Annotated in this window: 9 protein-coding genes; all 9 read right to left on the bottom strand. The window is 67.3% G+C overall.

Features of this window, described 5'->3' with window-relative positions:
- Nucleotides 1-272 precede the first annotated feature (272 nt).
- On the bottom strand, nt 273-1,718 hold the full coding sequence (locus HMPREF2581_RS00725; RefSeq protein WP_003092113.1) for a mannose-1-phosphate guanylyltransferase/mannose-6-phosphate isomerase: 1,446 nt from the start codon (nt 1,716-1,718) through the stop codon (nt 273-275).
- Between the two features lie 196 nt (nt 1,719-1,914).
- Nucleotides 1,915-2,565: an alginate O-acetyltransferase AlgF gene (gene algF, locus HMPREF2581_RS00720; RefSeq protein ID WP_003138083.1), complete on the bottom strand. Its 651-nt coding sequence runs from the start codon at nt 2,563-2,565 to the stop codon at nt 1,915-1,917.
- Between the two features lie 72 nt (nt 2,566-2,637).
- Nucleotides 2,638-3,813, bottom strand: coding sequence for an alginate O-acetyltransferase (gene algJ / locus HMPREF2581_RS00715; RefSeq protein WP_003092111.1), 1,176 nt, complete (start codon nt 3,811-3,813; stop codon nt 2,638-2,640).
- Nucleotides 3,814-3,827: 14 nt separating this feature from the next.
- Nucleotides 3,828-5,390 carry an MBOAT family O-acyltransferase gene (locus HMPREF2581_RS00710; RefSeq protein WP_003138085.1) on the bottom strand — a complete coding sequence of 521 codons (1,563 nt, stop codon included), beginning with the start codon at nt 5,388-5,390 and terminating at the stop codon, nt 3,828-3,830.
- 241 nt (nt 5,391-5,631) lie between these two features.
- Entirely contained in the window at nt 5,632-6,735 is a 1,104-nt protein-coding gene (gene algL, locus HMPREF2581_RS00705) for an alginate biosynthesis protein AlgL (RefSeq protein WP_003092108.1), read from the bottom strand.
- A 3-nt stretch (nt 6,736-6,738) separates the two neighbouring features.
- Nucleotides 6,739-8,163, bottom strand: coding sequence for an alginate biosynthesis protein AlgX (algX, locus tag HMPREF2581_RS00700; RefSeq protein WP_003092107.1), 1,425 nt, complete (start codon nt 8,161-8,163; stop codon nt 6,739-6,741).
- 12 nt (nt 8,164-8,175) lie between these two features.
- Nucleotides 8,176-9,807, bottom strand: coding sequence for a mannuronan 5-epimerase AlgG (algG, locus tag HMPREF2581_RS00695; protein ID WP_003138099.1), 1,632 nt, complete (start codon nt 9,805-9,807; stop codon nt 8,176-8,178).
- A gap of 20 nt (nt 9,808-9,827) precedes the next feature.
- Nucleotides 9,828-11,300: an outer membrane porin AlgE gene (gene algE / locus HMPREF2581_RS00690; protein ID WP_003138101.1), complete on the bottom strand. Its 1,473-nt coding sequence runs from the start codon at nt 11,298-11,300 to the stop codon at nt 9,828-9,830.
- Nucleotides 11,297-12,724: an alginate biosynthesis TPR repeat lipoprotein AlgK gene (gene algK / locus HMPREF2581_RS00685; protein ID WP_003110463.1), complete on the bottom strand. Its 1,428-nt coding sequence runs from the start codon at nt 12,722-12,724 to the stop codon at nt 11,297-11,299. Before algK ends, algE begins: the two co-directional genes overlap by 4 nt.
- Nucleotides 12,725-12,726 lie beyond the last annotated feature (2 nt).

Genomic DNA, 12,726 nt, shown 5'->3' with positions numbered 1-12,726 from the left:
ACTCGAAGAAACTGGAGGATAAAGCCGGAAGCCGCGTTTTCAGGGGCTTGCAGGGTTGGTTGGAATGGATCTCGGGTGTTTTCTGAGTGGCCTTTATTAATAACCCGAGTCCTGTTTCTTTAAGGGTTCATTAATACTTGATGTCCGCTCCCCGTGAATATTCCGGAAACTTCATGGAAACATGGGGAGGGCCAGGGAAAGTCAATCCCGTAGGTTGTCGGAAAAAAACAACCCCCTGGCGGATCGCTCCGCCAGGGGGCCGGGTCGACGCTTCAGCGGCTGCCGGCGACCACTTGCAGGGCCGGTTCTGCGGTGCGCCCGTAGACGTCTTCCAGGCGCTCGATGTCGTCCTCGCCGAGGTAGCTGCCGGACTGCACCTCGATGATCTCCAGCGGGATCTTGCCGGGGTTGGCCAGGCGGTGCACGGAGGCGATCGGGATGTAGGTCGACTGGTTCTCGGTGAGCAGGAAGGTCTTGTCGTCGCAGGTCACCTGGGCGGTCCCGGAAACCACGATCCAGTGCTCGGCGCGGTGGTGGTGCATCTGCAGCGAGAGGCGCGCGCCGGGCTTCACGGTGATGTGCTTGACCTGGAAGCGGCCGCCCATGTCCACCGAGTCGTAGGAGCCCCACGGGCGGTAGACCTCGCAGTGGTTCTGGGTCTCGCTACGGCCCTGGGCGTCGAGGTCCTTGACCACGTGCTTGACGTCCTGCACCCGGTCCTTGTGGGCGATCATCATGGCGTCCTTGGTTTCCACCACCACGATGTCCTCCAGGCCGATCACCGAGACCAGCTTGCCGTTGCCGTGCACCAGGCAGTTGTGGCTGTCGTGGACCAGCACGTCGCCCTTGGTGACGTTGCCGTTGGCGTCCTTGGCGTGCACGTCCCAGATCGACGACCAGCTGCCGACGTCGTTCCAGCCGGCGGACAGCGGCACCACGCAGGCGCGCGAGGTCTTCTCCATCACCGCGTAGTCGATGGAGTTGTCCGGGCAGCATTCGAAGGTGGCGGCGTCGATGTTCACCAGGTCGCCGTCGTGCTGGCTGCGCTCCAGGGCCAGCAGGCAGGTGTCGTAGATGTCGGCGTCGTGCTTCTTCAGTTCTTCCAGGTAGCGGCTGGCGCGGAACAGGAACATGCCGCTGTTCCAGTAGTAGCCGCCGGCGGCGACGAACTCGCGGGCGCGGGCTTCGTCGGGTTTCTCGACGAAGCTCTGCACCCGGCTGACGCCTTCCGGCAGTTGCGCATCGGCGCTCGCGCGGATGTAGCCGTAACCGGTCTCGGGGCGGCTGGCGGGAATGCCGAAGAGCACCATCTCGCCCTTTTCGGCGGCGTTGGTGGCCAGCGCCAGGGCCTGCTGGAAGGCGCGCTGGTCCTCGATCACGTGGTCGGCGGGAAGGATCAGCAGCAGTTCGTCGCGGCCTTCGGCGACCAGTTTCATCGCGGCGATGGCCACCGCCGGCGCCGTGTTGCGGCCGAAGGGTTCGAGCAGGATCGCCTGGCTCGCCAGGTTCTGCGCCTCCAGCTGTTCCTGGACGATGAAGCGGTGCTCCTTGTTGCACACCAGCAGCGGCGCCTGCATGCCGTCGAAGGCCAGGCGCTTGATGGTCTGCTGGAACAGGGTGTCGTCGCCGGTGAGGGCGAGGAACTGCTTGGGGTACTGCTTGCGGGAAAGAGGCCAGAGTCGCGAGCCGCTGCCACCGGAAAGGATTACTGGGATCATGTTGTTTCTCCTTGAAGCGATGCGTCTGTCTAGGGATCCCGCCGCGCGGCGGGATATCTCGTTACCGGGCTCCACGGAGCCCCGGGTGACCTCTCCAGTGCGCTCCTTCTGCGGGAGCGCTGACGGTTGGTGCGCCGGTGTCGGGCCGGTCTTGTTGTGTGGAATGCCGGGAGGGGCGAGCCTCTCCCGGTCGGTCTCAGTCCGCCTTCACCGGGCGCTTGACCCAGACCGGCGCGAGCTTGCCGCCGCTGCCGGTGACGTACAGGCAGACCACCTCGCCGCGGGCCAGGGTGACTGGCTTCAGGTCGCTGACCTTCTTGCTGCCGTCGAACAGCGCCAGGTTCACCTTCACCGGGTTGATCTCGCGGTCGCCGTGGCTTTGCGGGCCGACGTCCTTGACCACGTCGGTCTTGCCGTCGGCGGTCTTCAGGGTCAGCTTCGAGCCGCTGAGGTTCTGCACCCGTACCAGCGCCTTCTGCTTGTTCTTGAACGGCGGCTCGGCCACCAGCTGCGGCTTGCCGCCGGGCTGGCTGACCAGGGTGTAGTAGCTGTCCGGGTCGAGCTTGACCTGCAGGCTCTGCTGGCCGACCTGGGCGGTGTAGCTGCCGGGGGGGAGGAACTTGAAGTCGCTGGAACCGAGCGGCGCGACGTCGTTCAGGCTGGTGCTGCCGACCGACACGTCGAGTTCGCTGTTGCCGGCGTTGTAGGCGCGGACGAAGGCCGAGCCCTTGGGTGCCTGGGGCCCGTACAGGGCGCCCTCGTCGGCCTGCGCGGCGAATGCGGCGACGCCGAGGGAAAGTGCGCAGGCCAGGCGGGTCCAGGTGTGGCGGCGGGTCATCGGGTTCATGGGTATTCCTCCGTTGCTTCTTCTTCAGCGGGGCGCTCGGCCCCGTGGGTAAACAGCCTTGGCTGTGTTCGTTCAATCGTTGCGGCTGGCGGCCAGGCGCTCATCGCGGCCGCCGCTGGCCTTCAGCTGGGCGACCCAGTCGGCGTCGAACTGGCTGAGGTCGCTGGCCATCGGCAGGTAGCGCTCGGGAAACTCCCAGACCAGCAGTTGCGGCGGGTCCTTGCGGAAGCCTTCGTCCTGCAGCAGTTCCAGCATCGGTTCGAGGGGGCCCTTGCCTTCCTTCGCGTAATTGATCAGGTCGGCGGACAGCGCCTGTTTCAGCGCGCCCTCGAAGTTCCACCTGGGGTTGGCGCTGTAGCTGGTGCCGACCAGCGCCAGGCGCGGTTGCTGGCTATCGCCGAAGAGGTCGTCGCCCGCGCCGGACTGCTGGCCGCCCGGCAGTGCCGGCGCGGCTTCGGTGGTGCGTTGCTGCAACTGCTCCGGACGCGGCAGCAGTTCGTCGAACAGCGGGTCCAGCGGCAGGAAGCTGAGCAGGTCGCCCTTGTGCGTGCGTTCTTCGCCGACGCGGGTGACGAAGTTCTGCGCCGGCACATCCAGCAGGTGCGTCTCGCGGATCTCCGCGCCGAGGCGCTGGGCCACGGTTTCCGCGCCGAGCGGCGACCAGTGGGTGTCGGTGCGCAGGAACACCGCGCCGTTGTCCTTGGCCTGGCGCAGGCTGCCGAGCAGGTCGGGACTGTCGATGCCGGCGGCGCGGGCGCGGGCCAGGAAGTCCTGGTAGAGGCTGTCGTGCAGCGCGGCCGGCTGCTCGCGGCCGATGTGCTCGGGATACAGGCGGGCCTTGGCCGGGATCACCGCGAGCACCAGCTTGACGCCGCGCCGGTTCAGCTCGCGCTGCACGCCGCGCACCAGTGCCCAGTTGTCTTCCAGTTGCTGGCCGCTCGGTGCCGGCTTGAACTCTTCGTCGGTGAACAGCCAGCCGTCCTTGCCGATCACCACGCCGGGGCGGCCTTCGTGGAACAGCGTGTAGTCGAGTGCGGCCCAGAGGTTGGTGCCCAGGCGCTTGATCGGGAATTCCTTGTCGTAGTGGGCTTCGAAGGCGTGCGCCAGCTTGCCGTTGAGCAGTGGCGTATCGGCCGCGGCAGAGAAGCCCGGCACGCTCTTCAGCGACCATCCGGCGAGCCCCAGCAGCAGCCCGCCGAAGGCGGCGATATAGGCGTATTGCAGGGGGCGGGAAATGCTCTGTGTCATGGCGTGGGCCTCGCTCAGAACTGGAAGTAGAGGAATGGCGAGTAGCTCTGCGCGGAGAGCTTCAGCACCGAGGCGGCGAACAGCAGGAGCAGCGCCAGGCGGGTGGCCAGGACGGGCAACTGGCTGAGCCAGCTCGGCTGGTAGACCAGCGCGCCGCTCGGCGAGTAGGCGATCGCCGCCGGGTCGCCGGCGGCCTCGCGCGGGGCGCGCGGCTGGGCACTGGCCGGGCCGTCGGCGGCCACTTCGTCGCTGTTCGCCGCGGCTTTGGGCGCCTTGGTCTGCAATGGCTGGTTGTAGAACTGGCGCAGGCCGAAGAACGTCAGCACCAGGTAGGCCAGGACCAGGGTGCCGACCTGCAGGCCGGTGAGGCTGGCGCGGTTCAGTTCGGAGAGCTGCCAGGTGCCGAAGCTGAACATGGCTTCGTACATGCGCCAGGCGACCTGCAGGTTCTCGGCGCGGAAGATCACCCAGCCGATCACCACCAGGAGGAAGGTGAACGCCCACTTCAACGGGTTGAGCACGCGCGGCGCGGCGTTCACTCCGAGGGCCCGCTCGATCGCCAGCCACATGCCGTGCCAGGCGCCCCAGATGATGTAGGTGAAGTTGGCGCCGTGCCACAGGCCGCCGAGGAGCATGGTCAGGAACAGGTTGCGGTAGGTCTGGAAGGTGCTGCCGCGGTTGCCGCCCAGGCTGATGTAGAGGTAGTCGCGCAGCCAGGTCGACAGGCTGATGTGCCAGCGCCGCCAGAACTCGGTGATCGACTGGCTGATGTAGGGCTGGTTGAAGTTCTCCATGAAGCGGAAGCCCATCATCAGGCCGAGGCCGATGGCCATGTCGCTGTAGCCGGAGAAGTCGAAGTAGAGCTGCGCGGTGTAGGCCAGGGCGCCGAGCCAGGCGTCGCCGGTGGTCGGGTTCTGCAGGGCGAAGCAGTGGTCGGCGAGGGCGGCCAGGGTGTCGGCGATGAACACCTTCTTGACGAAGCCCTGCATGAAGCGGGTACAGCCTTCGGCGAACTTGTCGACGGTGTGGGTGCGGTGGTTGAACTGGTCGACCAGGTCCTTGAAGCGCAGCACCGGGCCGGCGATCAGGTGCGGGAAGATCGCGACGAAGGCGGCGAAGTCGATCAGGTTGTGGGTCGCCGGGGTATCGCCGCGGTAGACGTCGATGATGTAGCTGATCGACTCGAAGGTGTAGAAGGAGATGCCGATCGGCAGCAGGATGTGGGTCAGCACGAACGGCTGCATGCCGAACGAGGTGATGATCTCGTTGAGGCTGTCGACGCCGAAGTTGGCGTACTTGAAGTAGCCGAGCACGCAGAGGTCGACCACCACGCCGAGGATCAGCCAGCGTTGCGCGGCCCTGGTGCGTACGCCGGCGGCGCCGATGCGCAGGCCGATCCAGTAGTTGAAGACGGTGACCCCGGCGAACAGCAGGAGGAAGTCCACCCGCCACCAGGCGTAGAACACGTAGCTGGCGATCAGCAGCAGCAGGTTCCGGTAACGTTCGCCGCTCAGGTAGTACAGGCCGAGAAAGACCGGCAGGAACAGGAACAGGAACACGTTTGAAGAAAAGACCATGCCGTCTCTCTCTCTAGAGCGTCAACCATTCAGGTCGGCCCTGCCTTTCCGCGCCCTGGAGCGCTCGAGGAAAGGCGGGACGACCCGCCGTTTTCCTCCCCGTGGTGTTGCCTAAGGTGTTGCGCCCGCCCGCGTCTGTCGCGCATGGGTCGGGGTGTGGCGCCTGGTGGGACGCCTGGTCGGCGAGCGGGGTAGAGGGGCGCGTGGCCCCCGGCCTGTGCGCCCGCTTCCCGCCACGCCCTCAACTTCCCCCTTCGCGGCTGAACACCCGCGTCACTTCGCCGCCGAGGCGGAAACTGTTGAACGGCTCGCGGTCCTTCTTCGCCTCGAGCATCTTCGGCTCGCAGCGGTAGAGGGCGCAGTAGGGCTCCAGCCAGGCGTACTTGTTGTCGACCTTGAGGTCGGTCATGTCCTGGTCCTCGCCGGTCTTCTCCTCGAAGGTTTCCTCGTCGTCGACTCCCTTCATCACCCGCTCGGCCAGGCGCTGCAGGGCGCCGTGGTTCTCCTGGCGCAGGTCGACGCCGTTGACCTGGGCGAACGCGGCGATCATCGCCAGCGGCGGCAGCGCATAGTTGTGGTAGGCGAGGGCGCGCTGGCGGCGCTTGAGTTCGTTGGGCAGGAAGCCCTGCTCGTCGACCTGGTTGGCGGCGACCTTGAACTCGCTCACCGCCCAGTCGAAGAGGTCGCGGCGGTTGGTCACCACCGCGGTGGACATCACCGACCAGGCCGCCCAGTAGGAATGGTTGTTGATCTTCTTCAGCGGCAGGCCGCTCCAGTCGCGGACTACCTGGGTGCCGAGCCGGGCGAACCAGTCCTCGATTTCCCGGCTCTGCTCGGCGTGGGCCGCGAGCGGCCGCGAGCTGGAGAACTTCAGGCGCATGTAGGCGCCGGAGAGGCTGCCCAGCGCCCATTTGCGCATGGACTTGCCGGTGTGGTTGAAGTCGTCGCTCTGCAGGGCGCCGGCGCGGGCCCAGGCGCTCATCCAGTTCAGTGCGCAGGCCAGGTCGCCGTCGCGGCCGCTGCGCATGTACTGGGTGACCAGCTTGGTGGCGCCGCGCTCCATGTCGGTGATGTCCTTGATCTGCGAGCGGAAGGTCTTCTCCGCCTTGACGTTGAGGGTCGCCCGCGCCGAATCGGAGCCTTCGTACTTGCTGGTGAAGACCAGGCTGCCGGTATACGGCGGCGGCACCGCGGGGCAACTGCCGGCGCTGCCCTTGCGCTCGCCGACCGCCGCGTAGTAGCCGGGCGGGGGTACCAGGTCGGCGGCCTGGCTGACCTGGCTGGCGAGCAATGCCGCGGCGAGGGCGCCGGGCAGGGCGATACGGATCAGGTGGGACGTTTTCATCGTTTACCTCCCGGCCACCGACTGGCTGGCCTTGGCGGGCGCCGCCTGGCAGATGCTGGCCTGGACCTCCAGGCCCTGGGGCATGTCCTCCGGCGCTTCGATTTCCAGGGAAAGGAACTGCTGGTCGGCCCAGTCGCTGTCGTTGCGTAGCTGGAAGACGTAGCGGCCGCCGGTATCGACGGCTTTCGACTGCTCGATCTTCAACTGCTCGCGGCGGCCGTTCATGTACCAGATGGTGTTCTTCAACTCGTGTACCGAAGGGTCGCTGTAGGTCACGTCGGCGACGTAGCTGCCGCTGCGGATCGGTAGCGCGGCGCTGTTCAGCAGCACCTCGTTGCGGCCCTGGCGCAGCTTGACCTTGCGGCTGAGCACGGTCTTCCGGCCGGAGCAGCCGTTGTCCACCAGCGGCATGGCCTGGCGGTAGAAGCTCTTCTGCGCCATGTCGTAGTGGGTGGCGAATTCCCAGATGAGGATCTTCGGCGGGTTCTTGTGGAATTCCTCGCTGGTCATGTACGCCAGCAGCGAACTGTCGAAGCCGCCGCCGGACACCGCGTTGTTGAGGATGTCGGCGCCGCTGAACTCCTCCAGGAAGCCGGCGAAGTTGTAGGCCGGGCCGCTGTTGGAGGTGCCGACCAGGGCAATCTGCGGGTTGCCGCCGTCGCCGAACAGGTCGCCGCTGTCGCTGGCGCCCACCGGCTCGGTCTCGAAGCGGTCGACGTACTGGGTGGCGTAGCTGTTGCCGCAGAGTTGCGCGGCGGCCTTGTGGAAGGTGCCGAGCTTGGACAGCAGGCCGACGCGCTTGCTTTCGAACTGCTTCTTGGGGATCTCCTCGAAGCCGGGCACCTGCTTCAGCGTCTCGGCCACGATCTTCGCGCTGCGCCGGGCGCCATGGGGAGTCCAGTGGTGGTCGCCCTTGAAGTAGTAGGCGTGCTCCTCCTTCTCGTCGAACAGCGGCGAGAAGTCCGGGGTCCAGATGCCGGCCTGGCGGAAGCGGGCGATGGTCGCCAGGTAGTTCTTCTTCGCCAGCTCGTAGTCGAAGCCGGCCTTTTCCGCCGGGCTGAGCTTCTCGCGGTTCACCAGGCCGCGGGTTGGCTGGTAGACCACCACCAGCTCGATGCCCTTGCGCTTGAGTTCGTCGCGCAGTGCGCGGAGTTCGCGCCAGCCTTCGGCGCTGGTGCCGAAGTCGGTACGCAGGTCGTAGGTGGTGCGGAACAGCCAGTCATCCTGGGCCTGCACCAGGTGGGTGAAGAAGCCCAGGTACTTGGTGTTGTAGCGCGAGTCGTCGGCGGCGGCCGGGCACAGGTTGCCGGCCGGCAGCGCCTGGTAGCTCGGCGCCGCGCCGGGGTCGGCGGCGAGGGCTGCCTGGGCCAGGCAGAGGCCGGCGGCCAGGGCGCTCAGGCGGAACAGTCGGGAAGTGCGGGTTTTCATGCGTCTGGGTCCTCAGTCCTGGAGTTCGGCCTGGCTTTCCACGGGATCGATCAGCACCGCCTTGTCCTGGCGCACCAGCAGGTCGAGGATCTGGTCCTGCTTCTCGCCGAGAACGCCGGGCAGGCTGATGCCGGAGGATTTGGTCGGGGCGAGCATCGCCACCCGGTACAGTTCGAGGCTCAGCGGCGAATCCACCGAGAGCGGGCCGGAGCCGTTGCCGGCGAGCTTGCCGCCGACCACGATCAGCGAGACCTTGGTGTCGAACGGGTCGAGGGCGATGTTGCGGTCGGTGTTGGTGAGGTCCTTGATGTGGCCGTACACGCCGATCAGCTGGTTGCCCGCCGCGAGGTTTTCGTAGAGGCGGATGTTCACGCTGTTGCGCACGCGGATGCCGTGGCGGCGGTTGGCCAGGACCTGGTTGCCCCAGAGCAGGTTGTCGCCGCTCTCGTAGAGGGTGATGCCGTCGGAATGGTTGCGGTAGACCTCGTTGTAGGCCACCAGGTTGCCCTCGCTGTTACGGTCGAGGACGATCCCGGAAAGCTTGTTCTCGTAGCTGCGGTTGTTGAAGATGAAGCTGTCGTTGACTTCCCGCGAGACGATGATGCCGTGCTTCTTCCTGGTCCCGTGGACGGTGTTGTCGGCGATGATCAGGCGGTGCGAACGGTCGTGCGGGTCGATGCCGTAGACGATGTTGTCGCGGTAGGTGTTGCCCTTCACCACCAGGTCGTCGGCCTCGTAGCAATAGAAGCCGTACCAGCTGTCGACGATGGTCGAGTCGATCACCCAGCCCTTGGGGCGCGGGCGCTTCATCTGCTTGTCCATGCCCGGGCTGTACTGCGAGATGGAGATGCCGTAGGCCTTGGAGGCGTTGTAGCCGAAGCTGGTGAAGGTGCTGTTGCTCAGGTACACCTCGGCGCCGCCCCAGGAGATCAGGAACGGACGGAACTCGTTGGGCGTCTTGAACCAGGCCGGCTCCTTCTTCGATTCGCTCCAGCCGGTGACCTTGCTGTCGCGGACGAACAGCATGCCGTCGTTGACCAGGAACGCGCCGCGCTCCTGGGACAGGCGCAGTTCCTTGACCTGCTTGTCGATGTCGAGGGTCGCGCCCTGGCTGACCACGATCGGCAGGCGGGCGACGAACACCCCCGGCTCGACCTGTTCCAGCGCGCTGGCGGGAAGCTTGCCGGCGAGCTGGGCGAGGTTCACGTAGCCGCCTTCGATGAAGATCGCCTGGGGCATCTGGCGCTGGCGCTTGACCCATTCGGAGAGGCGGTTGCTGCCACCGGTGAACTCCTTCAGCGGCTGCTGCTGGACCATCCGCTGCACGCTGGCGCGGCCACCCGGCTTGCGCACGATCTTGGCTTCCACCGCGGCGGCGGTGTAGCCGGAGAGGTCGGGCAGTTTCGGCGGGTCCAGGTGCAACGGTTCGGCCGGCGCGGTGGTCACCGTGTAGTTGCCGGTTTCCTTCAGGCCCTGGGTCAGGCCCGGCTCGTTGCCGGCCTGCGCCGGGACCGGCTGCGGTTTCTCCACCGGCTGCGCCGCCCACGCCTGGCCGTGCAGCAGCACCGCGCCGAGCACTGCCGCGGCCAGCGGGCGCAGGCGCGGGAGCCGGCGGCGGGGGATCGAAAGGGAAATGTCGGGCATGTCCGGTTTCCTCGCGGGGCTCAGAAGCGCCAGATGAAGTCGACGAAGGCGCGGTGCATGGTCGAGTCGGTGCCCGGCCCGTAGGCGTCGCCCGGCTTGAACAGGCCGCCGCGGAAGCGGATCAGCGCCGAGGGCTCGTCGACGTACTGGCTCATCGAGGCCGGCAGCAGGCCTTGCTTGAAGTACTTGGTCACCACCAGGTCGAGTTCCTGGCCGATGTCCTTCTCGCCCGGTTGCAGGGCGGCGTTGATGCCGCTGGTGCCGATGTCGGAGTCGTCGTCGACGCGCCAGAACTTGTGGTAGACCAGGCTCGCGTCGTAGTCCTCGCGCAGTTGCCAGGAGCCGAACAGGGTGGCTGCCTGGAGGTTGCTCAGTTCGCCGCGGAAGGCTTCGCCGAAGCGGTGCACGCGCGAGCGGGTGCCGGTGAAGTTGGAGCGATTGCTCTCCAGCCCGGTCTGCTGGAACTGCTCCTCGCCGTCCTTGCCACCGCCGCTGCCGCGGGCGTAGCCGACGCCGGCCTTCCATTGCTCGTCGATGTTCCAGCGCAGGCCGAGGTCGACGCCGAAGGCATTGACGTCGCCGCTCTGCTTGCCGGTGGCGATGCGCCGGTCGTCGACCGTGGTGGTGGTCAGGTTGTCGCGGTCGCCGGTCAGCCAGGTGGCGCTGGCCCAGTAGTTCAGCGGCATGCTCGAACGATAGTTGTAGGCATCGCCGGTAGCCTCGATGCCGAGCCAGGTGAGCTGGCCGGTATAGGTCTTGTCGAGGTTGTCGACTTCCTCGCCGGGGCGGCGCAGGTGGCCGCTGTCGTCGGCGTGGTGGATGCGCACGCCGATGCGGTGGTGCGGCGCCCACTGGGTGGAGATGTCGCCGAACACATGGGTGCGGTCCTTGTCCTCCGGAGCCAGTTCGTCGAGGTCGGTGCGGTATTCGTTGAAACGCTGGGCGACCCCGGCATGGGCGTTGAGCAGGGTGGTCTCGAAGCTCCAGTTCAGCGCCTCGATGTTGGTGTCCTGCCACTGGCCGCTGTCTTCCCGCAGGCGCTGGCGGCCGAAGCGCAGGTGCTCGCCGGGGTAGGCGGTGAGGCCGGCGTAGTCGACCCAGAATTCGCGTGCGGCGAGGTAGCTCTTGTCCGGCTCGCGACCGTCGTTGCGGCTGTTGTTGCCGTCGTCGGTGTCCGATTGCAGGGTGTCGGTCTCGATGGTGTCGGTGGCGGCCACCGCCTGGCCCATGAAGTAGGCGCTCCAGTCGCCCCACTGGCCGAAGGCCCAGGGCCGCAGGTCGATACCGATGTCGTTGAGGGTGCCGCCGGGAGCGGTGCCGAGGTCGCGATCGTTTTCCGATTCGCCGGTGATCTTCACGTCCAGGCCGAAGTTCTTCGGCGCCTCGCCGCTGTTGGCGGCGAACGCCGGCGCGCCGAGCAGCAGGGCGATGGCCAGGGACAGGGCGCGCGGCGCGAAGGACGGCCGCGGGTTGACGGAACGGGAGCTGTTCATAGGCTTTCTGGCTCTTCTTCGTTGATCGGCGAGTCCTGGCTCTGCAGCAGGCTGACGGTGGCCTGCCAGTTGTTGCCGCGGCTCTGTTGTTCGCGCTTGAGCAATTGCTGCGCCTGGCTGCGTTCGGCCGGCGGCAGTTGCGCTTCGATCTGCCCGAGCAGGTCGCTGGCCTGCGGTACCTGCTGCTGCACGGCGAGCTGGCCGAAGACGTAGGCGTTGACCCGGTTCGGCTGGATGCCGCGGCCCTGCGACCAGAGCTGGGCCAGGGCCATGTCGGCGCTGGCCTGGCCGGCGCGGGCGGCGAGGATCAGGTGGTCGACGGCCTTCTGCGGATAGACCTTGCCGAGGAAGCCGCGGCGGTAGATCTGCCCCAGGTAGTAGTTGGCCTGGGGTTCGCTGGCGGCGGCCTTGAGCAGGTGCCGCTCGGCCTTGCGCGGGTCCTGCGGCGCCCACTTGCCGTCGTAGTAGAGGCGCCCGAGGAGCAGTTCGGCGCGTGGCTGGGCGGCGTCCTGGGCGTTCTTCAGGTAGCCGAGCATCTTTTCCAGGTCGCCCTGGTCGGGATAGTCGTAGAGCAGCTTGGCCAGGCTGACCCAGGCCGCGGGGTAGCTCGGCGCGATCTCTTCCAGCAGCGCCTGGGCGGTCTGCGGGTCGGGCTGGCCGAGTTCGCCGTCGGCGAGCACCCCGGCCACCGAGTCGACCCGCTCGCCGGGCACCCGGCCGGCCTTGTAGGCGGCGCGCAGCTGTTCGAGCAGGGCCTTCTGCTTTTCCGCGTTGCCCTGCATCTGGTAGACCGTGGCCAGTTCGTACCAGCACACGTCCATGCGCCGCAGCCAGCGCTGGCAGACCTGCTCGATCTCGCCCAGGTGCTGGGCGTAGGTGCCCTGGGTGCGGTAGAGGATGATCTGCGCCAGGTCGGCCTGCGGCAGTCCGCGCGCGCGCCACTGGTCGATGCGCTGCTGCGGGTCGATTTCCGGCCAGGACTGCGGGTATTGCAGGTAGAGCACGATGAGCGGCACCAGGGCACTGTCCTCGCCCTGTTCGAAGGCCTGGCTGAGCAGGCGCTCGGCCTCGCGGTGCTCGGCGTCGCTGGCGCCGGGCTTGGCAGCCAGCCACTTGCCAAGGCGCGCGCGGGCCCGCGGCGAGGTCTGCGCGGCCTCGCGGTAGAGCTTTTCGGCCTTGGCCTGCTGGGCGCTGTCGCCGCTGGCGACCTGCATGTCGGCGAGGCCGACCTGGGCGTCGGCGTAACCCATTGCGGCCAGGGCCTGGTAGTTGCTCTGGGCGGTGGCGAGGTCGCCGCGCTCCAGGGCCTCCTGGGCCAGGCGCTGGTCGGGCAGCCCGGCGCAGCCGGCGGCCAGGGCGATGGCCGAGGCCAGCAGCAGGTGCCGGGACGCCAGGGGCAGGGGAGGGAGGATGGGCATCTTCATGG

It is taken from the genome of Pseudomonas sp. HMSC057H01 (genome assembly GCF_001836405.1).
In the GTDB taxonomy this organism is placed as follows: domain Bacteria; phylum Pseudomonadota; class Gammaproteobacteria; order Pseudomonadales; family Pseudomonadaceae; genus Pseudomonas; species Pseudomonas aeruginosa.
The sequence above is the reverse complement of the archived record's forward strand: the minus strand, read 5'-3'. Positions and strand labels throughout refer to the sequence as shown.

What these genes read in the sequence shown, in the direction of transcription:
- HMPREF2581_RS00725 (WP_003092113.1), bottom strand. Translation starts at nt 1,718, where the DNA reads ATGATCCCAGTAATCCTTTCCGGTGGCAGCGGCTCGCGACTCTGGCCT.
- algF (WP_003138083.1), bottom strand. Translation starts at nt 2,565, where the DNA reads ATGAACCCGATGACCCGCCGCCACACCTGGACCCGCCTGGCCTGCGCA.
- algK (WP_003110463.1), bottom strand. Translation starts at nt 12,724, where the DNA reads ATGAAGATGCCCATCCTCCCTCCCCTGCCCCTGGCGTCCCGGCACCTG.
- algX (WP_003092107.1), bottom strand. Translation starts at nt 8,163, where the DNA reads ATGAAAACCCGCACTTCCCGACTGTTCCGCCTGAGCGCCCTGGCCGCC.
- algE (WP_003138101.1), bottom strand. Translation starts at nt 11,300, where the DNA reads ATGAACAGCTCCCGTTCCGTCAACCCGCGGCCGTCCTTCGCGCCGCGC.
- algL (WP_003092108.1), bottom strand. Translation starts at nt 6,735, where the DNA reads ATGAAAACGTCCCACCTGATCCGTATCGCCCTGCCCGGCGCCCTCGCC.
- algG (WP_003138099.1), bottom strand. Translation starts at nt 9,807, where the DNA reads ATGCCCGACATTTCCCTTTCGATCCCCCGCCGCCGGCTCCCGCGCCTG.
- HMPREF2581_RS00710 (WP_003138085.1), bottom strand. Translation starts at nt 5,390, where the DNA reads ATGGTCTTTTCTTCAAACGTGTTCCTGTTCCTGTTCCTGCCGGTCTTT.
- algJ (WP_003092111.1), bottom strand. Translation starts at nt 3,813, where the DNA reads ATGACACAGAGCATTTCCCGCCCCCTGCAATACGCCTATATCGCCGCC.